The following is a 19765-nucleotide window of genomic DNA, read 5'->3' on the forward strand; positions in this document are numbered from 1 at the left end:
ATGGCGGGCAGTCAAACCGTCGCGAAAGCCGCGCGGCGCGCGCCAGGCGGCATCGGATTTTTCGAGCGCTATTTGTCGCTGTGGGTCGCGCTCTGTATCGTGGTTGGCATCGTGCTTGGCAAGCTGTTGCCCGGCGCAGTCCACACCGTGTCGATGCTCGAATTGGCCCACGTCAACATCCCCGTCGGCATTCTGATCTGGGTAATGATTATTCCGATGCTGTTACGCATCGACTTCGCGTCGCTCGGCAAGGTGCGGACTCAACTCAGGGGCATCGGCGTGACGCTGGTCATCAACTGGGCGGTGAAGCCGTTCACGATGGCCTTCCTCGCGTGGGTCTTCGTGCGGCACGCGTTTGCGTCGCTCTTGCCCGCCGACCAGTTGGACAGCTACGTCGCCGGGCTGATTTTGCTGGCCGCAGCACCTTGCACCGCGATGGTCTTCGTCTGGAGTCAATTAACGAAGGGCGACCCGTACTTCACGTTGTCGCAGGTCGCGCTGAACGACCTGATCATGGTGTTCGCGTTCGCGCCCGTGGTTGGCCTGTTGCTGGGCATCTCGAACATCGCCGTACCGTGGGATACGTTGCTGACTTCGGTGGTGCTCTACATCGTCGTGCCGGTCATCATCGCGCAGCTTGTCCGCAGGGCGCTTTTGCGCCAGGGCGAGGCGGCGTTCCAACGCGCGCTGACGAAGATCGGACCGTTCTCCATCGCGGCGCTTTTGCTGACGCTCGTGTTGCTGTTTGCTTTCCAGGGTGAGCAGATCATCGCGCAGCCGGTTGTGATCCTTCTGCTTGCAGTGCCGATCCTGATTCAGGTTGTGGTGAACGCTTCGCTTGCCTACCTGGCGAATCGGCAACTGGGCGTGTCGCATGAAGTCGCCGCGCCGTCGTGTCTCATCGGCGCGTCGAATTTCTTCGAGCTGGCCGTGGCAACGGCAATCAGTCTGTTCGGCCTGAAGTCCGGGGCGGCGCTAGCCACTGTGGTTGGCGTGCTCATCGAAGTGCCGGTGATGCTCGCAGTCGTGAAAGTCGTCAACTCGTCGCGGCGCTGGTATCAACGGGAGTCCTGAGCGAGCTCGGCCGCGCGCGCAAAAAAAAGGCGCCACGTTTCCGTAGCGCCTTGAAAAGTTCTAGCCATTCCGAGGGCCGTGCTAGAACCTGAGAGACGGTATTTCGAAGAGAACCAGGCGACCGGGCGGTCACGCGAACTACGCGGTGCAAAGCATTTGATTGCCGCGGCAGACCGGGAGCCAACTCACCGCATTCGCACGGTGGAAAGCCAACGCTCGCGGCAAGAAACCGCCAACCCTGCTACTTTCTTTCGAAATGAGGTTCCATTTTTTATGGTTATGCTGACTAAGTCAAGCAAAATCTAAGCAGCCGCCGCGCGCCGCGGAAAATAATTCCGATACAATGAATAATACGAAGAAATCTGTGACAAGGCGCTAACGGCGGCGCATCGCGGCGTGCAAAACCCGCGTGCTCCGCTGTCCGTTCCGGCGCTGGTAATCTGAAATATCGTTCCACAATTTATATGAATCCACGAACGCGATCCCGCTCCGCCGCCGAGACCGTCAAGGACAAAGACGGCTCCGGCGACGAGGTCACCGCGCTGGCGCGCGGCCTGACGGTGCTGCGCTCCGTTGCCGCGGCGGACGCGCCGCTCAGCAATCGCGAGCTGACCGAAATCACGGGCATTCCCAAACCCACGGTGTCGCGAATCACAGCGACGCTCGTCGGCACCGGCTTCCTGTTCCGGCTGCCCGACAGCGAACGCTTCGTGCTGACGTCGTCGGTGCTTGAACTGAGCAACGGCTTCTTGCGCAACTTCGACATTCGCGCGCGCGCCCGGCCCTTCCTGATCGAACTCGCCGAGCGCACGCGGCTCTCCGTGCATCTCGCGGTGCGCGACCGCCTCGACATGGTGGTGATCGACGTGATCCGGCCGCGCTCGGCCGTGCTCGTGTCGCGCCTCGAAGTCGGCGCGCGCATGAGCCTGAGCCGCACCGCGATCGGCCGCGCGTATCTCGCCGCGCTCGACGAGCCGGATCGCGCGAAACTGCTGACCGGCCTGCAGGCCGCCGAAGGCGACGACTGGGGCCACGTCGGCGGCCCGCTCGAAACGGCGCTGCAGGAAACCATCGAGCGCGGTTTTGCTGTCGCGACCGGCGAGTGGTACGACGGCCTGAACGCCATCGCGCTCGGGTTCACCGGGCCGTCGGGCGAGCGCTACGCCGTCAACTGCGGCGGCTCGGCCGACCAGTGCCCGCGCGATTGGCTCATCAGCCGCGCGGGGCCCGAGCTGCTCGATTGCGTCGCGCGCATCGTGCTGGAAATCGGCGGCACGCCAGGGCGCCGCCTCGACAACTGAACGCGCCGCGCCGCCAGCCGCCCGCTTCAACCGGACCGCTGCGATCCCGTCACCGACACTGTCTCCATCCTGTAACCGGCGTAATCAAAAGAAAAATACACGGGTGGACTGTTACAGAGCGCGGGACGTAGGATCATGCATTCCTGTCGCGGGGCGCCCGCGCAGTGCGGCGCGAGGCGCCTGATACAGCCTGCCGGAGCCCGGCTTGCGCGGCCTTCACCTTAGGCGCGCGGCGCAAGCCTCTTCGCTTGCATCTCCGGTAGCATCGCGGTGAATCTGCGCGGCCGGTCCGCTGTCGAGACCGCCTGTCATGCGATCCGCAAGTGTGAGCGCCAGGCACGCGCCCGGCAATCGCCCAACAAGCGCCAGGCCGCGATGCGGCACAATCGCGCGTACGCCTCACTTCCAAGCCAGTCACTGACCGAACCGATGGACGAACAACAACAGCATTCGGAAACTTCACGCCCCGCCGCTCCGGCTTCCCCGAAGTCCCCCGGCGGCGCTCCAGGCCGTCCGACGGACAAGCGGGACACACCGCCTGGCGTCGTCAAGAGCCATCGCGGCCGCAATATCGCGCTGATTGTCCTCGCGCTGCTGATCCTCGGCTTCGTGCTGTGGCGCTGGCATCCGTGGGGCTCGCCGGACGGCGCGTCGGCGCCGGGCGCGAGCGGCACGCATAGCGGCCGTGCCGGCCGCGGCGGTCCCGGCGGCATGGCCAACATGCCGCAGCCGGTTCATGTCGCGACGGCGACGCAAGGCGAAATGCCGGTCGTGCTGACCGCGCTCGGCACCGTCACGCCGCTCGCGAGCGTGACCGTTCTGCCGCAGTTGAGCGGCATCCTGCAGGACGTCTATTTCAAGGAAGGCCAGATGGTCAAGAAGGGCGACCTGCTCGCGCAGATCGACCCGCGCCCTTATCAGATCTCGCTCGACAACGCCCAAGGCACGCTCGCCCGCGACGAAGCGCTGCTGCAAACCGCGCGTCTGGACCTGAAGCGCTATCAGACGCTGCTCGCGCAAGATTCGATTGCGAGCCAGCAGGTCGATACGCAGGCGTCGCTCGTGCGTCAGTACGAAGGCACCGTGAAGTCGGACAAGGCCAACGTCGACACCTTCAAGCTCGACCTCGTGTATGCGCGCATTACCGCGCCGGTGTCGGGGCGCGTCGGCTTGCGCCAGGTCGATCCGGGCAACTACGTGACGCCGAGCCTGACGAACGGCATCGTCGTGATTACGCAGTTGCAGCCGATCAGCGTGATCTTCACCACGTCGGAAGACAACCTCCAGCAGATTCTCGAGCAGACGCAAACGGGCGCGAAGCTGTCTGTCACCGCGTACGACCGCAGCAACACGAAGTCGCTTGAAGGCGGCGCGCTGGAGACGCTCGACAACCAGATCGACACCACCACCGGCACGGTGAAGCTGCGCGCGCTCTTCCAGAACACCAGCAACCTGCTGTTCCCGAATCAGTTCGTCAACACACGCCTGCTCGTCAATACGATCAAGGACGCGGTGATCGTGCCGACCTCGGCGGTGCTCAACGGCTCGATGGGCCAGTTCGTGTATGTCGTGAAAGCCGACAACACGGTCACTGTGCGGCCGGTGAAAATCGGCCCCGTCGACGGCGAGCGCACCAGCATCAAGTCGGGCTTGCAGGTCGGCGAGCGCGTCGTGATCGACGGTTCGGACCGCCTGAAGGAAGGCGCGAAGATCACCATTCCGGCCGACAAGCCGCGCGGCGCTTCGGGCGCGCGTGGTGCGTCGGGCGCATCGGGCGCGTGGGCTGCTTCGGCCGCTTCGGGCGCCTCCGGCGCGCGCGCGCATCACGGCAGGCACGCGTCGCAAGCGTCGCAATAAAGGCACGGCACTTACCGCATGAATCCATCCCGCGCTTTTATTCTGCGTCCCGTCGGCACCGCGCTGCTGATGGCGGCAATCATGCTGGTCGGCCTGGTCGCGCTGCGCTTTTTGCCGCTCTCGGCGCTGCCCCAGGTCGACTATCCGACCATCCAGGTGCAGACGTTCTATCCGGGCGCGAGCCCGGACGTGATGACCTCATCCGTGACTGCGCCGCTCGAGCGTCAGTTCGGACAGATGCCGTCGCTCAATCAGATGTCGTCGCAAAGCTCGGCCGGCTCGTCGATCATCACGCTGCAATTCAACCTCGATCTGCCGCTCGACATCGCCGAGCAGGAAGTGCAGGCCGCGATCAACGCAGCGGGCAACCTGCTGCCGTCCGACCTGCCCGCGCCGCCGATCTACGCGAAAGTGAATCCCGCCGACGCGCCGATCCTCACGCTCGCGATCACGTCGAAAACCTTGCCGCTCACGCAGGTTCAGGATCTCGCCGACACGCGTCTCGCGCAGAAAATCTCGCAGGTCGCGGGCGTCGGTCTCGTGAGTCTTTCCGGTGGTCAGCGGCCGGCCGTGCGGATTCAGGCGAACCCGCGCGCGCTTGCCGCGTACGGCCTGAATCTCGACGACCTGCGCACCACCATCTCGAACCTGAACGTCAACACGCCGAAGGGCAACTTCGACGGTCCCACGCGCAACTACACGATCAACGCAAACGACCAGTTGACCGACGCCGACGCCTACAAGAGCGCGGTGGTCGCGTACAAGAGCGGCCGCCCGGTGATGCTGACCGACGTCGCGACCATCGTGCAGGGTCCGGAAAACACCAAGCTCGGCGCGTGGGTCGACGGCACGCCCGCGATCATTCTGAACGTGCAGCGCCAGCCTGGCGCGAACGTGATTCAGGTGGTGGACAACATCAAGAAGCTGCTGCCGCAACTGCAGCAGTCGCTGCCCGCCGCGCTCGAAGTGCGCACCGTCACCGACCGCACGACGACGATTCGCGCCTCCGTGCGCGACGTGCAGTTCGAACTGGCGATGTCGGTCGTGCTCGTCGTGCTGGTCATGTACCTCTTTCTCGCCAACGTCTACGCGACCATCATTCCGAGTCTCTCGGTGCCGCTTTCGCTGATCGGCACGCTCGCCGTGATGTACCTGTGCGGCTTCTCGCTGGACAATTTATCGCTGATGGCGCTGACCATCGCGACCGGCTTCGTGGTCGACGACGCGATCGTGATGATCGAGAACATCGCGCGTTACGTGGAAGAAGGCGAGCCGCCGCTCGAAGCCGCGCTGAAGGGCTCGAAGCAGATCGGCTTCACGATCATTTCGCTGACCGTCTCGCTGATCGCCGTGCTGATTCCGCTGCTGTTTATGGGCGACGTGGTCGGCCGCCTCTTCCACGAGTTCGCGATCACGCTTGCCGTGACCATCGTGATTTCGGCGATCGTGTCGCTCACGCTCGTGCCGATGATGTGCGCGAAGCTGCTGCGCCACACGCCGCCGCACGAGAGCCACCGCTTCGAGGCGCGCGCGCACCGCGCAATCGACTGGGTGATCGCGCGTTACGCGGTCGCGCTCACCTGGGTGCTCGATCGCGAGCGCTCGACGCTGGTTGTCGCGGTGCTCACGCTCGTGTTGACGGCGCTGCTTTACGTGTTCATTCCAAAGGGCTTCTTCCCGGTGCAGGACACGGGCGTGATCCAGGCGATCACGCAGGCGCCGCAGTCGGTGTCGTATGCGTCGATGGCCGAGCGTCAGCAGGAACTCGCCGCCCAGATCCTGAAGAACCCGGATGTGCAAAGCCTGACCTCGTTCATCGGCGTGGACGGCAGCAATATCACGTTGAACAGCGGCCGCATGCTGATCAACCTGAAACCGCGCGACGACCGCAGCAGCACCGCAAGCGAAGTGATCCGGCAATTGCAGCAGGACGTCGCGCATATCGCGGGCGCGTCGCTGTACATGCAGCCGGTGCAGGATCTGACAATCGATTCGACCGTCAGCCCCACGCAGTATCAGTTCATGCTCACGGACCCGAACATGAGCGAGTTCACAACGTGGGTGCCGAAGCTCGTCGAGCGGCTCAAAGAGGCGCCCGAACTCGCCGATGTCGCCACCGACCTGCAGGACAACGGCCAGTCGGTGTATGTCGAGATCGACCGCGCGACCGCGTCGCGTTACGGCATCACACCCGCCACCGTGGACAGCGCGCTTTACGACGCATTCGGCCAGCGCATCGTCTCGACTATCTTCACGCAGTCGAACCAGTACCGCGTGATTCTGGAAGCGCAGCCGTCGATGCAGCATTACACCGAGTCGCTGAATTCGATCTATCTGCCCTCTTCCACGTCGTCCGGCGGCCAGGTGCCGCTGTCGGCCATCGCGAAGTTCATCGAAAGGCCGGCGCCGCTGCTCGTCACGCACCTGAGCCAGTTCCCCGCGACCACGGTCTCGTTCAATCTCGCGCCCGGTTCGTCGCTCGGCGCGGCCGTGAAGGCGATCGACCAGGCGCAGAAAGACATCGGCTTGCCGGCGTCGTTCCAGACGCGTTATCAGGGCGCGGCGCTCGCGTTCCAGGCCTCGCTGTCGAACGAACTGTTCCTGATCCTCGCGGCCATCGTCACGATGTATATCGTGCTCGGCGTGCTGTACGAGAGCTTCATTCACCCGATCACGATTCTGTCGACGCTGCCCTCGGCGGGCGTCGGCGCGTTGCTCGCGCTGCTGATCACGGGTCACGATCTCGACATCATCGGCATTATCGGCATCGTGCTGCTGATCGGTATCGTGAAGAAGAACGCGATCATGATGATCGACTTCGCGCTGTATGCCGAACGTGAGGAAGGCAAGGCCCCGCGCGAGGCGATTTACCAGGCGTGTCTGCTGCGCTTCCGGCCCATTCTGATGACCACGCTCGCGGCGCTGCTCGGCGCGCTGCCGCTGATGCTCGGCACCGGCGCAGGTTCGGAGTTGCGCCGGCCACTCGGCATCGCGATTGCCGGCGGTCTGATCGTGAGCCAGTTGCTGACCCTGTTCACCACGCCGGTCATCTATCTCGCGTTCGACTCGCTCGCACGCCGCGCGCGCGAACGGTTCAACCGCGGCGGCCCGACGGCCGGCGCGACCGACGCAGGGAACTGATGCGATGAACCTGTCGCGTCCTTTTATCTCGCGCCCCGTCGCGACCACGCTGCTGGCAATCGGCATTGCGCTGTCCGGCATCTTCGCGTTCATGAAGCTGCCGGTCGCGCCGCTGCCGCAAGTGGATTTCCCGACCATTTCGATCCAGGCGTCGTTGCCGGGCGCGAGCCCCGATACGGTCGCCACCAGCGTCGCGAGTCCGCTCGAACGGCATCTCGGTTCGATCGCCGACGTCACCGAAATGACCTCGATGAGTTCGGTCGGCTCCGCGCGCATCACGATGCAGTTCGGCCTGAACCGCAATATCGACGGCGCCGCGCGCGACGTGCAGGCGGCCATCAACGCCGCGCGCGCCGACCTGCCGGCGAGCCTGCGCAGCAACCCGACGTACCACAAGGTGAATCCGGCCGACGCGCCGATCATGATTCTCGCGCTGACGTCGAAAACGCTGACCGCCGGCCAGTTGTACGACTCCGCCGCGACCGTCCTGCAGCAGTCGCTGTCGCAAGTCGAAGGTGTCGGCGAAGTGGACGTGAGCGGGTCGGCCAATCCGGCGGTGCGCGTCGAACTCGAGCCGCAGGCGCTGTTCCACTACGGCATCGGTCTCGAGGACGTGCGCGCCGCGCTCGCCGCGGCCAACGCGAACAGTCCCAAAGGCTCCATCGAGTTCGGCGCGAACCGCGTGCAGATCTACACGAACGACCAGGCGAGCAAGGCGTCGCAATACCGCGACCTCGTGATCGCGTATCGCAACGGCTCGGCGGTCAGACTCTCGGATGTCGCCGAAGTGGTCGATTCCGTCGAAGACCTGCGCAACCTCGGTCTCTTCAACGGCAAGCGCTCGGTGCTCGTGATCCTGTACCGGCAGCCGGGCGCGAACATCATCGAGACAATCGACCGCGTCACCGCGATGCTGCCGCAACTGCACGCGTCGCTGCCCGCCGACGTGGACATCACGCCGACCGCCGACCGCTCGACCACGATCCGCGCGTCGCTCAAGGACACGCAGTACACGCTGATGATCGCCGTCGCGCTCGTCGTGATGGTGGTGTTCCTGTTCCTGCGCAACTGGCGCGCGACGCTGATTCCGAGCGTGGCCGTGCCGATCTCGATCATCGGCACGTTCGGCGCGATGTATCTGCTCGGCTTTTCCATCGACAACCTCTCGCTGATGGCCTTGACCATCGCGACCGGCTTCGTGGTGGACGACGCCATCGTGGTGCTGGAAAACATCTCGCGTCATATCGAGAACGGCGTGCCGCGCATGAAGGCCGCGTTCCTCGGCGCGCGCGAAGTCGGCTTTACGGTGATGTCGATCAGCATCTCGCTCGTCGCCGTCTTTCTGCCTATCCTGCTGATGGGCGGCATCGTCGGACGGCTGTTCCGCGAATTCGCGCTGACGCTGTCGCTCGCAATCGGCGTGTCGCTGATCGTCTCGCTCACGCTCACGCCCATGATGTGCTCGCGCCTCTTGCGCGAGCCGCACGAACAGAAAGAGGAAGGCCGCTTCGGGCGCTGGCTCGAACGCGGCTTTGCGTCGATGCAGCGCGGCTACGAACGCACGCTCGGCTGGGCGCTGCTGCATCCGCGGCTGATCCTGATGGTGCTGCTCGCGACCATCGGCATCAACGTGTGGCTCTACATCATCGTGCCAAAGGGCTTCTTTCCGCAGCAGGACACCGGGCGGCTCATCGGCGGCATTCAGGCGGACCAGAGCACGTCGTTCCAGGCGATGAAAGGCAAGTTCTCGCAAATGATGGACATCGTCGGCAAGAATCCGGCGGTGGATAGCGTGGTCGGTTTCACCGGCGGCCGGCAGACCAATTCGGGCTTCATGTTCGTCTCGCTGAAGCCGAAGAGCGAGCGCAAGATTTCCGCCGATCAGGTGATCCAGCAACTGCGCGCGCCGCTCGGCGACGTGGCGGGCGCGCGCACTTTCCTGCAAGCGGTGCAGGACATTCGCGTGGGCGGTCGGCAGTCGAATGCGCAATACCAGTTCACGCTGCTCGCCGATTCCACGCCCGACCTGTACCTGTGGGGACCGAAGCTGACTGAGGCGCTACAAGCGCGCAAGGAACTGGCCGACGTCAACTCCGACCAGCAGCAAGGCGGCCTCGAAGCGATGGTGACGATCGACCGCGCGAGCGCCGCGCGCCTCGGCATCAAGCCCGCGCAGATCGACAACACGCTGTACGACGCGTTCGGCCAGCGCCAGGTGTCGACGATCTACAACCCGCTCAACCAGTATCACGTTGTGATGGAAGTCGCGCCGAAGTACTGGCAAAGCCCGGACATGCTCAAGCAGGTCTACATCAGCACGTCGGGAGGCAGCGCGAGCGGCGCGCAGACCACCAACGCGCCGGCCGGAACCGTGACGAAGGAGACCACGTCCACGTCGTCGTCCACTAGCGCTTCGGCGGGCGGCACGGCGGGCACGACCGCATCGAGCGCCGCCTCCATTGCCGCGGATTCCGCGCGCAACCAGGCGATCAACTCGATTGCGACGAGCGGCAAGTCGAGCGCATCGTCGGGCGCGGCGGTGTCGACGTCGAAGGAAACGATGGTGCCGTTGTCGGCCATTGCGAGCTTCGGGCCCGGCAACACGCCGCTCTCGGTGAATCACCAGAGCCAGTTCGTCGCGTCGACGATCTCGTTCAACCTGCCGCCCGGCGTGTCGCTTTCCACTGCGACCGACGCGATCTACCAGACCATGGCCGAGATCGGCATGCCGGCGATGATACACGGCAGTTTCCAGGGCACCGCGCAGGCGTTCCAGCAGTCCATGTCGGATCAGCCGATCCTGATTCTGGCCGCGCTCGCCGCCGTGTATATCGTGCTCGGCATTCTGTACGAGAGCTATATCCACCCGCTCACCATTCTGTCGACGCTGCCCTCGGCGGGCGTCGGCGCCTTGCTCGCGCTGCTGCTCTTCAAGACCGACTTCAGCATCATCGCGTTGATCGGCGTGATTCTGCTGATCGGCATCGTCAAGAAAAACGCGATCATGATGGTGGACTTCGCGATCGAAGCGTCGCGCCACGGCCGCTCGTCGAGCGACGCGATTCGCGAGGCGTGTCTGTTGCGCTTTCGCCCGATCATGATGACGACTTTCGCCGCGATGCTCGGCGCGTTGCCGCTCGCGTTCGGACGCGGCGAAGGCGCGGAGTTGCGCGCGCCGCTCGGCATTGCGATTGTCGGCGGGCTCATCATGAGCCAGATGCTCACGCTCTACACCACGCCGGTGGTCTACCTTTATATGGACCGGATTCGCGTGCGGTGGGAGTCGAGGAAGGCGCGCAGAGGCGGTGTCGCTCCGTCTGCGTGAGGTTCTTGCATGGGATGCGCGGCGGGCTTCGAAGCCGGGCAACGCTAAAGCTTCTGCTCCATCGCGAGCAGAAAAATGCGCTGCCATTGCTTTGCCTGCCGCTCGTTCTGCATCGGCAGCAGCCACAGGCCGTGAGCGGCGTCCTTCACCTTCAGCGCGAGTTGCCATTGCGTTTCGCGACGCTCGACATCCGCGCCAAGCAGATCCGCGAAGATATACGCGCCGTGCTCGGCGCCGACGCGAATCTCGCAGAAACGCTGGCCCGAGGCGAGCCGCACCGAGCCCCAACTGCCGTCGAGCAAGTGCGTCCAGTTGCCGTCATGAATATTCGGCGCGACTTCCTTGCGGCGGCGCAGCCAATAGGCGAGCGCGGCCATCAGCAGCAACGCTACGAGCACGGCGACGCCCACGGCCACCGCCGTCCCCGCCGCCGCCTGCAACGCGTCGAACGCGCGCACGGCGCCATACACGAGCGCGATCAGCGCAAGTAGTGCAATCAGAATCGGCATCGCGAACTCTCGACAAAAAGCCTTATTGCTTGTGCGCCGCGGCCCAATCCTTCACGGCCTTCAACGTGTTCTCGACATGCTTTTCGGGCGAAAGGCTCGTGTATTCGTAGATGATCTTGCCGTCCGGCGCGATCACGTACGACACGCGATTGGCCATCGAGCTATGCATCGGCAGGCCCGCGTCGTAGGCGCCGATCACCTTCGACTCCGCGTCCGCCGCCACCGGGAATTTGCTGCGGCACTCGCTGACGGAGAACTTCGTCAACGTGTCGATGTTGTCGTGCGACACGCCGATCACCGTCGCGCCGTATTTGCTGTATTCGTCGACGGCCTCAGCGAATTCATGCGCCTCGATCGTGCAGCCCTTCGTGAAAGCCGCCGGGTAGAAGTACAGCACCACCGGTCCTTTCTTGAGCTGGTCGGCGAGCGAATACGTGTACGTCTTGCCGCCGAGCGACGCCTGCGCGGTGAACTGCGGCGCGGTGTCGCCGGGCTTGAGCGTCGCGCCCGCGGTCAACGACCAGGCGGCGCATGCCACCGACACGGCAGCGGCCAGCACGGCGGGCAGGAGTTTTCGTTTCATCGGCTGATCCTTTGAGCGTTGCGTTGATGCACGGCGTCTCCCTCGCAAAGGAGTCCGTCGGCCTTGTGCTCTATTGGACCACGTACGCGAAAAACACGCGCGGAACGCAGCGCCGCATGCAGCAATCGGCGCAGATCAAAGAATCAGGGGCAAAGAATCAGGCGGCTTCCTGCACATGCGCGCCGAACCACGCGGCCGCCGACAGATTCAGCTCGGCCAGTATCTCCGGCGTGAGCGCGGCGAATTCCGGCGGCGCATCCGCCGAGCGCGCGATCGACGCCGCGTCGGCACCCTCGCCGGCCGCCTCCGCGATACGCAACAGCATGCCGAGCGGCCCGCGCAGTTCGACGATCGCCTCGCGGATCTGCGCCGCGAGACCGAGCTTCTCGAGCACGGCCTTCGGCGTCGTGCCGAGCAGCACATGCACGAGCGAAAAGATGCCGGTCATGAACGCGGCGTCGGCGAATTCGTCGTCGGCGGGACGCATCCAGCTTGCCGCCAGCTCCATGAAGCGCGAGCGCGTCGCCGCCAGTTGCACGAGCGGATCGGCGCGCCACGGCAGATCGCCGCTGTCCGCGTAAAGCAGCAGTTGCGCCCAGCGCGCGATCTGCCGCGTGCCGGTCGCGATGATCGCCTCGCGCAACGACGCGATATTGCGCCCGAGACCAAACGCACTCGAATTGACGAGCCGCAGCAGTTGCACGACCACGCTCGGATTCAGCTTCAGTTCGGCTTCGAGTTCGACGATGCCCGCATCGCGCGACAGCAGCGCGAGCAGACGCAGCAAACCCGGCCGCGGCGAGCGGTTGCGCGGCGCGGCCAGCACTTGCGGCCGCGCGAAAAAATAACCCTGGAACAGATCGAAGCCGAGCTCGCGAGCCAGCGCGAAGTCTTCGCGCGTCTCCACTTTCTCGGCGATCAGCGTCTTGCCCTGGCCGCGCATCGCGGCCGCAAGCTCGGGCAAATGCGCGCGCTCGGTCTGCAAAAAGTCGATCTTGACGATGTCCGCATGCGGCAGCATCGCGAGCAGTTCGTCGGACAGCGCGGTCACGTCGTCGAGCGCGACCTGGAAGCCGCCGCGCCGCAGCTCGCCGAGCCGGCGGCCGAGTTGCGCGTCGAACTGAACGGTTTCGAGGATCTCGAGCACGAAGCGCTCGGGCGGCATCACATGCACGATGTCGTCGAACAGCATGGTCCGGTCGATGTTCACGAAGCCGCGATGCGGGCCGAGCACGGCCGGCACGCCGATTCCGCCGAGCGCGCGCGCCACCACCTGCGCGGTCGCCTGCGCGTCGTTGGTCACCTCGGCGTAATTGTGGGCGCCGGCCCGGAACAGCAGCTCGTACGCGTTGAGCGCGCCCTGGCGATCGAGGATCGGCTGCCGGCCCAGATAAACGAACTGCGGGGCGGCAGCCGCGTCGGGATCGTCGCCGGACGCGTCGCGCACCTCGATGCGCCGGGCGGAGGCCCTGACCAGATGTAGTTCAGACATGGATCGTCGATGCAGCTTTCGAAGGACTGCACGGCAGCGGCGCGCGCCACCGCACAGGGGGTTTGCCGTATTAACGGACGTGAGGCAACCGCACTTTAACGGAATCGGCGGTTGGGAATTGCCGCCGCGCGCAGTCTCGTCCCTTACGGGATGTTTTTCTCGCGCAAGCACTAAAGATTCCAGGGCGCAGGCCGTTATCTAGTCCTGATGGGGCGGCCTGATAGTTTTTCACCGCCCTCACCTGGCGGACCGTCAAACCGCTCCGCCCGCAGACGAACACAGGTTGCCAGCGACAAACATGGAAGCGAACAGGATCACCGCGCCCCGCCGGGGCTCCTTGCGCACGGTCGTCGACCGGCTTCTGGCGCTTGGCCGGCGCGTCGAACAGAAGCCGCAATCCAGGCCGCAAGCCCGACCGCAAGCCGAGCCGCCCGCCGCGCTGCACTTCGAGCACGTGGTCGGCGCCGTGGACCTGCTGGCGCACGTGGACAGCGACCTGCGCTTTATCTATGTGTCCGACGCGAGCCTGCGCTTTATCGGCTATCACCGCGAGTATCTGGAGACGATCACGCTGCATGAGCTGGTGGCGCCGGCCGACGTCGCGCGGCTCGACGCGCTGCTGGTCCGTGCCTCGGCCTCCGGCAATGTCGAGAAGGCGACGCTTGGGCTCATCAAGTCGCTGACCTATCCGATCACCGTCGAGCTGCGCGTGGTGCGCAACAGCCATAACGGTATCGACGGCTTTGCGATTGCCGGCTTCGACGTGTCCGCGTGGCGCGCGAGCGAGGAGCGCCTGATCCAGGCGCTGCATCTGGACCGGCTGACCAATCTCGCCAACCAGTCGGCGCTGATTCCCGCACTGCTCGAGGCGCAACAGCAGGCCGACGCGCACGGCACGCCCGCCGCGCTGCTGCTGCTCGACATCGACGATTATCAGCGCGTGAACCGCGCGCTCGGCTACGACGCCGGCGACGACATGCTGCGCGACACAGCGCGGCGCATCCTGAACATGACGGGACCGAACGAGACGGTGGCGCGCGTGGCCAGCGACGAGTTCGCGATTCTCGTGAAGCCCGCCGCGAACCGCACCGACGCCGCGGCCGCCGCCGAAGCGCTGGCGCGGCGTCTGTTGACCGCGATCCAGCAGCCGTATGTCTTCAGCGGCCAGCAGGTGCACCTGTCGGCGAGCATCGGCATTGCGCTCTATCCGGACGTGCGTCACGCCAACGACACCGCCGCGCACGACACCCATCTGCTGCGCTGGGCCGATCACGCGCTGCTGCAGGCCAAGTCTGCGGGCGGCAACACGCTCGCGTTCTATGTGCCGGACGACAATCCCGCCGACGCCGAGCGCCTGAAGCTGGAGGCCGATCTGTACGACGGCGTGCGCAACGGCGAGTTCTCGCTGCACTTCCAGCCGATCACGAGCAGCCGCACGCACGGCGTGGTCGGCGTCGAGGCGCTGATCCGCTGGATGCATCCGGTGCATGGACTCGTGCCGCCGTCCATGTTCATTCCGCTCGCGGAGTCGGTCGGGCTCATCAACTTCCTCGGCAACTGGGTGCTCAAGGTCGCCTGCATGCAGTTGATCCAGTGGGACGCGCGCGGCATCTCGCTGCAATACGTCGCGGTCAACGTGTCGCCGCAGCAGTTCCGCGACCCGCGCTTCAAGGACGCCGTGCGCGAGGCGATCGAGCTGACCGGCATCGATCCGCGGCGCCTCGTGTTCGAGATCACCGAAAGCCTGCTGATGCACGACCCGGCGCACGCGAAGGTGCTGCTCGAAGATCTGACCGCGATGGGCATCCGCTTTGCCGTCGACGATTTCGGCACCGGCTATTCGAGCCTGGCTTACCTGCAACGGTTTCCCCTTGCAAAACTTAAGATCGACAGGAGTTTTGTCGAGAATCTGCTAACCTCCCGGAACGATCAGGCGATCGTCAGCGCGGTGGTCGGGCTCGCCCAGACACTCGACCTCGAACTGGTCGCCGAGGGCGTCGAAACGGAAGCGCAGCGCAGCCTGCTCACCGAAATGGGATGTGACCACATACAGGGATGGCTCGTCTGCAAGGCGCTGCCCTCCGACGAACTGGCGCAGCGTTTCGAAGCGCGTTCGCTTCATCTGCACAGCGCATAGCAGTGCGGCTCAAGCGCTCAAGCAGCGGCATCAGCCGGCCTCGCGCCGGCATGGCATTCATTGGAACACGTATGGCTTTTGCGGGACTCACATGGTAAAGGCGGCGGTGCTCGACCGGCTCTGGACGCGAATGAGCGAGCGCGGCGATTTCCCCATGCTGTCGCAGTCGTTGCGCACCACCATGGCGGCAATGAACAACGACGACCTCGACTTCACCGGCCTCGTGCAGGTGGTGCTGTCGGACTTCGCACTGACGCAAAAAGTGCTGCGGCTCGCGAACTCGGCCATGTACATGGCGTTCGGCGGCAATATCACCACGGTGTCGCGCGCGTTGATGGTGCTCGGCATGGATGCGGTCGGTCATCTCGTCGTCGGCCTGAAGATCGTCGATCACTTTCATCACAGCGCGCCGCGCCGCATCGACGCGAAACTCGAACTGAACCGCACGCTGCTGTCGGGCTGCGTCGCGCGCAAGCTGACGGAGCGCGGCGATCTGCGTGCCGGCGAGGAAGCCGTGGTCTGCACGCTGATGCGGCAAATCGGCAAGCTGCTGGTGGTGTTCTATCTCGACGCGGAATGGGATCAGATTCGCCGGCACATCGAAGGCGGCACGCTCGAAGCGGATGCGTGCGTGCTGGTGCTCGGCGTGACGTTCGACGAAATCGGCGCGGAAGCCGCGGTGCGCTGGCGCCTGCCCGACATGATCCGCTCGGGCATGGGCGAGTTCGATCCGCAAGACACCGAACAGCCGCGCCAGGTGCAGTGGCTGCGCGCGATCACCAATTATTCGACGGCGGTCGCGGACGTCCTCACGCAGCAGAACATGCCCGACTTCGAGCGCGAGGAGCGCATCGCCGAACTCGCGCAGGAATATAGCCGCGCGCTCAACACCGATCCCGAAGTGCTGCTCGAAATGAGCGTGGCGTTGGCGCGCGAGGAAGGCGGCGACGGCGTGATGCGCGAGATCGTCGAGTTGCGCGCGAATGCCGACGCAATGGCGCGCGAGGCGCTCGACCCCGAGTCGCGCATTGCGGCGGGCGTGCAGGATTTGCGCAATCTGCCTGACAGCAGCTCGCTCGCGCCGGCCCTCGGCATGGCGTCGGAAACGGTGCTCGCGGCGCTCGGCTTTGCGCGCACCGTGGTATTCGTCAAGCACAGCAACGGCACGTTCCGCGCGCGTCTCGGCCTCGGCCCGAAAATCGACGCGGCGCTGCCCAAGCTCACGTTCAGTTCCGCGTTCGAGCCCGATGTGTTCCACCTGGCCATCGCGAATTCGGTGGGCATCTTCATCGAAAATGCGCGCGATCCGAAAATGGTCGCGCGGCTGCCCGAGTGGTTCCGCCGTTCGTTCGACGACGCCCGCGCCTTCGTGCTGTTACCCGTGGTGGATGAAACGGACCAGACGGTCGCGTTGCTCTATGGCGACTGGTCTCATACGCAGGAGCCACGCCGTATCTCGCAGAAGGAGATGAGCGTGCTGAACGAACTGGCCAGGGAGTTAGGCCGTTTTTTCGGCCTGGGGCAGATGCGGGAAATGGAGACGATGTAAAGACGTGGCGTGATCGCTGATCACGTCGCGTGAGTCTGCAGTTTTCTGTGTTTGCCCGACGCCAGGTGTTTTTAAGCTGATTTGCGAGGCTGTTTTCCAAGGCTGATTTTGAAGCCGGCATGCGCTGCATGCCGGCTTCGTCGCAGGTGCCGCCTCAGTCCTCGATTCTTTCCAACCCTTCCGCGCTGCGGTCCGCGACGCCTGCCCAGGCGCCGGCCGCGAGTCCCATTTGCGCGACCTCTTCGATCGTCAACGGCGCAAGCTGCGCGCAGCGCGCGGCGAGCGTGTCCCACGCGCCATTTTCCAACGCCTCGACCGCGGCGAGCAGTTGGCCGAGCACGCCCTCGCGATGCAGAATCGCCGCCTGAATCGGACGCGACAACGTCAGCACGTTAAGCGTGCTTTCGAGCGAGCCGCCGAACACCGCATCGACGAATGAAAACACGCCGGTGAGAAACGCCGCGTCCGCTTCGTCGCGGCCCGCGTCAGGCAGACGCTCGATCGCCAGTTCCATGAAACGCGCGCGCGTGGCCGCGAGTTGCAGCAGCGGGTCGTCTTCGAGCGCGACCTTGCGGCCGTCCGCATACAACAGCAACTGCGTCCAGCGCGCGATGCGGTCGGTGCCGGTTGCGTTGATCGCCTCGCGCAGCGTCGTGACCTTATGGCCGACCGCGAAGCCGCTCGAATTCGCGAGCTTCATGAGATGCATCACCAGCACGGGGTTGAGCTTGAGCTCCGCTTCGAGCTGCGCGACGGTCGGGTCGCCGGCGAGCAATTGCAGCAGATTGAGCAACGCGTGGCGCGGCGCGCTCACGCGGCGCGTCATCGACGTTTGCGGACGCGCGAAGAAGTAACCCTGGAAGCGGTCGAAGCCGAGGCCGTGCGCCGTTTCGAAATCGGCTTGCGCGTCGAGCCCCGCTGCGATCAGCAGCTTGCCCGCCGATTTGAGCACGCTCGTCAGCTTGGGCAACAGCGCGGCGGGCGCGCGCGTGATGTCGATCTTGATGGCTTCCGCGTAGGGCAAGAGCTTCGCGAAAGTCTCGTTGGGCTGCGTGACGTCGTCGAGCACGAAGCGATAGCGCCGGCCATGCAGCAGCACGATGCGCGCGATCAGCTCGTCGTCGACGTGCATGTCGGGCGGCAGTTCGAACAGAAAGCGCTCGGCGGGCAGCCGCTCGATCGCGTCGTCGAACAGCATGTCGCGGTTCGTGTCGATATACGCCGGATGCCCGGTCAGCGCGTTGCGCACATTGCTCTCGACCAGTCCGCGGATGATCGCGCGCGCCACGCGCTGCGCGGGCGTAGGCGCCCGGCCGGCTCGCGGGTCTTGATCGTCTTGATCGTCTGCGCCGCTTTCGGTGTCTGCCTCAGAGCCGAGGTCGGACTGCGCCTCTGCCGGCGCTTCCGGCGCGCGTATCTTGAGCTCGTAGCCGCACAGCATGCCGTCCCGATTGAGGATGGGCTGCCGCGCGAAGCTGGCGTTCAACTGCGCATCGTCCGTGGCGTCGCTGGCATATGCACGGCCCGGATTTTCGACTGCAATGGTGCTCATTGTGGTCCCCCGCGAGGCGCCGCCCCGGCGCTTGCTGCTGTCTTGTGGTTTTCGCCGCACGGCAACGCGCGCGGCGTGTTTATCGTTTGCGACGTCGCGTTGGCGACGGCCAGGTTCGCCATCGCAGCGCGCCCGGCGATTTTAGCGCAGGCTGTCTTGCGCGCACATGTCCACAAAACAATATCTGGAAATATTTGGCGGGCGGAGAAAGCCGATAGCGCCCATGACGAGGCGGACAACCACGCGCACCATGCGAAACGGCCGCAAGCAGCGGCCGTTTTTTGTTGAGGCGTCAAGCAGCAACGCGTTACTTCAACACCACTTTCACGTCGAAGTATTTCGCCGCGAAACGGTCGATCGTGCCGTCGGCCTTGAGTTCCTTCAGCGCCTGGTTCAACGCGTCCTTCAATGCCTTGTCGCCGCGGCGAATGCCGAAGCCCACGCCCGCGCCGAGCAGCTTTTCGTCCGTGACGGCCGGACCGGCGAACTCGAAGCCCGCGCCTTGCGGCTTCTTCAGAAAGCCCTTCGATGCCGCTTCCGCGTCCTGGAACGATGCATCCAGACGCCCGGACGAGAGGTCCGCGTAGATCTGGTCCTGGGTCTGATACGGCACGACGTCGACACCGGCCGGCGCCCAACGCGCCTTCGCATACGTTTCCTGAATCGTGCCCTGCAGCACGCCGACGTGCTTGCCCTTCAGCGACGCGGGCGTCGGCTGCAAGCCGCTGCCTTTCTTCGCGATCATCTGATTCGGGATCGTGTAGATCGGGTCGGTGAAGTCGATGGCCTGACGACGCTGCTCGGTGATCGTCATGTCCGAGTTGATCGCGTTGAATTTGCGCGCCTGCAACGCGGGAATCAGGCCGTCGAACGAATTCTCGACCCACACGCACTTTGCCTTCAACTTCGCGCACACGGCATTGCCGACGTCGATGTCGAAGCCCTGCAGTTCGCCCGACGGCGACTTCGATTCGAACGGCGCATACGACGCCTCGACACCGAAGCGCACTTCCTTGATGTCCGCCGCCGAAGCGGACGCTGCCGTGAGCGTTGCCGTCGCGAATAGCGCGAGCGCAGCCGTGTTTCGCCAATTCATCTTCATTACGGGTGTTCCTCTACGGTATTGAACAGGACGGAGCCGAATCCGGACAGGCATGATTGCCGCGCCAAAAATGCGATTCAAACTCGCGCGGCCGTTGTGGTGCAGCGCAACAGCCGCGAGGCGGGGATTGTACAGGCTCGTTT

The 19765-nt window shown here is 64.8% G+C and carries 12 protein-coding genes; 7 read left to right on the forward strand and 5 right to left on the reverse strand.

Annotated features, from left to right (window positions below; genetic code table 11):
- From arsB to P0D87_RS02385, 5 genes are all read left to right on the forward strand, one after another.
- Complete coding sequence (gene arsB, locus P0D87_RS02365; RefSeq protein ID WP_053857902.1) at positions 1-1074, forward strand: ACR3 family arsenite efflux transporter; 1074 nt, start codon at positions 1-3, stop codon at positions 1072-1074.
- Positions 1075-1538: 464 nt separating this feature from the next.
- Positions 1539-2375, forward strand: a complete 837-nt coding sequence (locus tag P0D87_RS02370; protein ID WP_006052958.1) for an IclR family transcriptional regulator — start codon at positions 1539-1541, stop codon at positions 2373-2375.
- Positions 2376-2804: 429 nt separating this feature from the next.
- Positions 2805-4232, forward strand: a complete 1428-nt coding sequence (locus tag P0D87_RS02375; protein WP_053857901.1) for an MdtA/MuxA family multidrug efflux RND transporter periplasmic adaptor subunit — start codon at positions 2805-2807, stop codon at positions 4230-4232.
- Between the two features lie 18 nt (positions 4233-4250).
- Positions 4251-7373, forward strand: coding sequence for an MdtB/MuxB family multidrug efflux RND transporter permease subunit (locus P0D87_RS02380; RefSeq protein WP_053857900.1), 3123 nt, complete (start codon positions 4251-4253; stop codon positions 7371-7373).
- A gap of 4 nt (positions 7374-7377) precedes the next feature.
- Positions 7378-10698 (forward strand): efflux RND transporter permease subunit, encoded by a 3321-nt coding sequence (locus tag P0D87_RS02385; RefSeq protein WP_053857899.1) that lies wholly within the window; start codon positions 7378-7380, stop codon positions 10696-10698.
- Between the two features lie 44 nt (positions 10699-10742).
- Here P0D87_RS02385 and P0D87_RS02390 read toward each other — a convergent pair whose 3' ends face one another.
- From P0D87_RS02390 to P0D87_RS02400, 3 genes are all read right to left on the reverse strand, one after another.
- Positions 10743-11207, reverse strand: coding sequence for a hypothetical protein (locus P0D87_RS02390; protein ID WP_053857898.1), 465 nt, complete (start codon positions 11205-11207; stop codon positions 10743-10745).
- A 22-nt stretch (positions 11208-11229) separates the two neighbouring features.
- Positions 11230-11790 (reverse strand): peroxiredoxin, encoded by a 561-nt coding sequence (locus tag P0D87_RS02395; RefSeq protein WP_006051082.1) that lies wholly within the window; start codon positions 11788-11790, stop codon positions 11230-11232.
- A 157-nt stretch (positions 11791-11947) separates the two neighbouring features.
- Positions 11948-13282, reverse strand: a complete 1335-nt coding sequence (locus P0D87_RS02400) for an EAL and HDOD domain-containing protein (RefSeq protein WP_006051083.1) — start codon at positions 13280-13282, stop codon at positions 11948-11950.
- 298 nt (positions 13283-13580) lie between these two features.
- On the opposite strand from P0D87_RS02400, the gene P0D87_RS02405 reads away from it, so the two are divergent.
- A complete protein-coding gene (locus P0D87_RS02405; protein ID WP_053857897.1) occupies positions 13581-15419 on the forward strand; it encodes a putative bifunctional diguanylate cyclase/phosphodiesterase in 1839 nt (612 codons plus the stop codon).
- A 91-nt stretch (positions 15420-15510) separates the two neighbouring features.
- A complete protein-coding gene (locus tag P0D87_RS02410) occupies positions 15511-16968 on the forward strand; it encodes an HDOD domain-containing protein (protein WP_006051085.1) in 1458 nt (485 codons plus the stop codon).
- A 154-nt stretch (positions 16969-17122) separates the two neighbouring features.
- On the opposite strand, the gene P0D87_RS02415 is transcribed toward P0D87_RS02410, so the two are convergent.
- Complete coding sequence (locus P0D87_RS02415; protein WP_053857896.1) at positions 17123-18520, reverse strand: EAL and HDOD domain-containing protein; 1398 nt, start codon at positions 18518-18520, stop codon at positions 17123-17125.
- 307 nt (positions 18521-18827) lie between these two features.
- Positions 18828-19622 (reverse strand): ABC transporter substrate-binding protein, encoded by a 795-nt coding sequence (locus tag P0D87_RS02420; RefSeq protein WP_053857895.1) that lies wholly within the window; start codon positions 19620-19622, stop codon positions 18828-18830.
- Between the last annotated feature and the right edge of the window lie 143 nt (positions 19623-19765).

The sequence above is a fragment of the Paraburkholderia sp. RL17-368-BIF-A genome (genome assembly GCF_046054045.1).
In the GTDB taxonomy this organism is placed as follows: Bacteria; Pseudomonadota; Gammaproteobacteria; order Burkholderiales; family Burkholderiaceae; genus Paraburkholderia; species Paraburkholderia graminis.

Coding starts and splice junctions, on each gene's coding strand:
- P0D87_RS02375 (WP_053857901.1), top strand. CDS start 2,805: ATGGACGAACAACAACAGCATTCGGAAACTTCACGCCCCGCCGCTCCG.
- P0D87_RS02390 (WP_053857898.1), bottom strand. CDS start 11,207: ATGCCGATTCTGATTGCACTACTTGCGCTGATCGCGCTCGTGTATGGC.
- P0D87_RS02405 (WP_053857897.1), top strand. CDS start 13,581: ATGGAAGCGAACAGGATCACCGCGCCCCGCCGGGGCTCCTTGCGCACG.
- P0D87_RS02370 (WP_006052958.1), top strand. CDS start 1,539: ATGAATCCACGAACGCGATCCCGCTCCGCCGCCGAGACCGTCAAGGAC.
- P0D87_RS02420 (WP_053857895.1), bottom strand. CDS start 19,622: ATGAAGATGAATTGGCGAAACACGGCTGCGCTCGCGCTATTCGCGACG.
- P0D87_RS02400 (WP_006051083.1), bottom strand. CDS start 13,282: ATGTCTGAACTACATCTGGTCAGGGCCTCCGCCCGGCGCATCGAGGTG.
- P0D87_RS02415 (WP_053857896.1), bottom strand. CDS start 18,520: ATGAGCACCATTGCAGTCGAAAATCCGGGCCGTGCATATGCCAGCGAC.
- P0D87_RS02385 (WP_053857899.1), top strand. CDS start 7,378: ATGAACCTGTCGCGTCCTTTTATCTCGCGCCCCGTCGCGACCACGCTG.
- arsB (WP_053857902.1), top strand. CDS start 1: ATGGCGGGCAGTCAAACCGTCGCGAAAGCCGCGCGGCGCGCGCCAGGC.
- P0D87_RS02380 (WP_053857900.1), top strand. CDS start 4,251: ATGAATCCATCCCGCGCTTTTATTCTGCGTCCCGTCGGCACCGCGCTG.
- P0D87_RS02410 (WP_006051085.1), top strand. CDS start 15,511: ATGGTAAAGGCGGCGGTGCTCGACCGGCTCTGGACGCGAATGAGCGAG.
- P0D87_RS02395 (WP_006051082.1), bottom strand. CDS start 11,790: ATGAAACGAAAACTCCTGCCCGCCGTGCTGGCCGCTGCCGTGTCGGTG.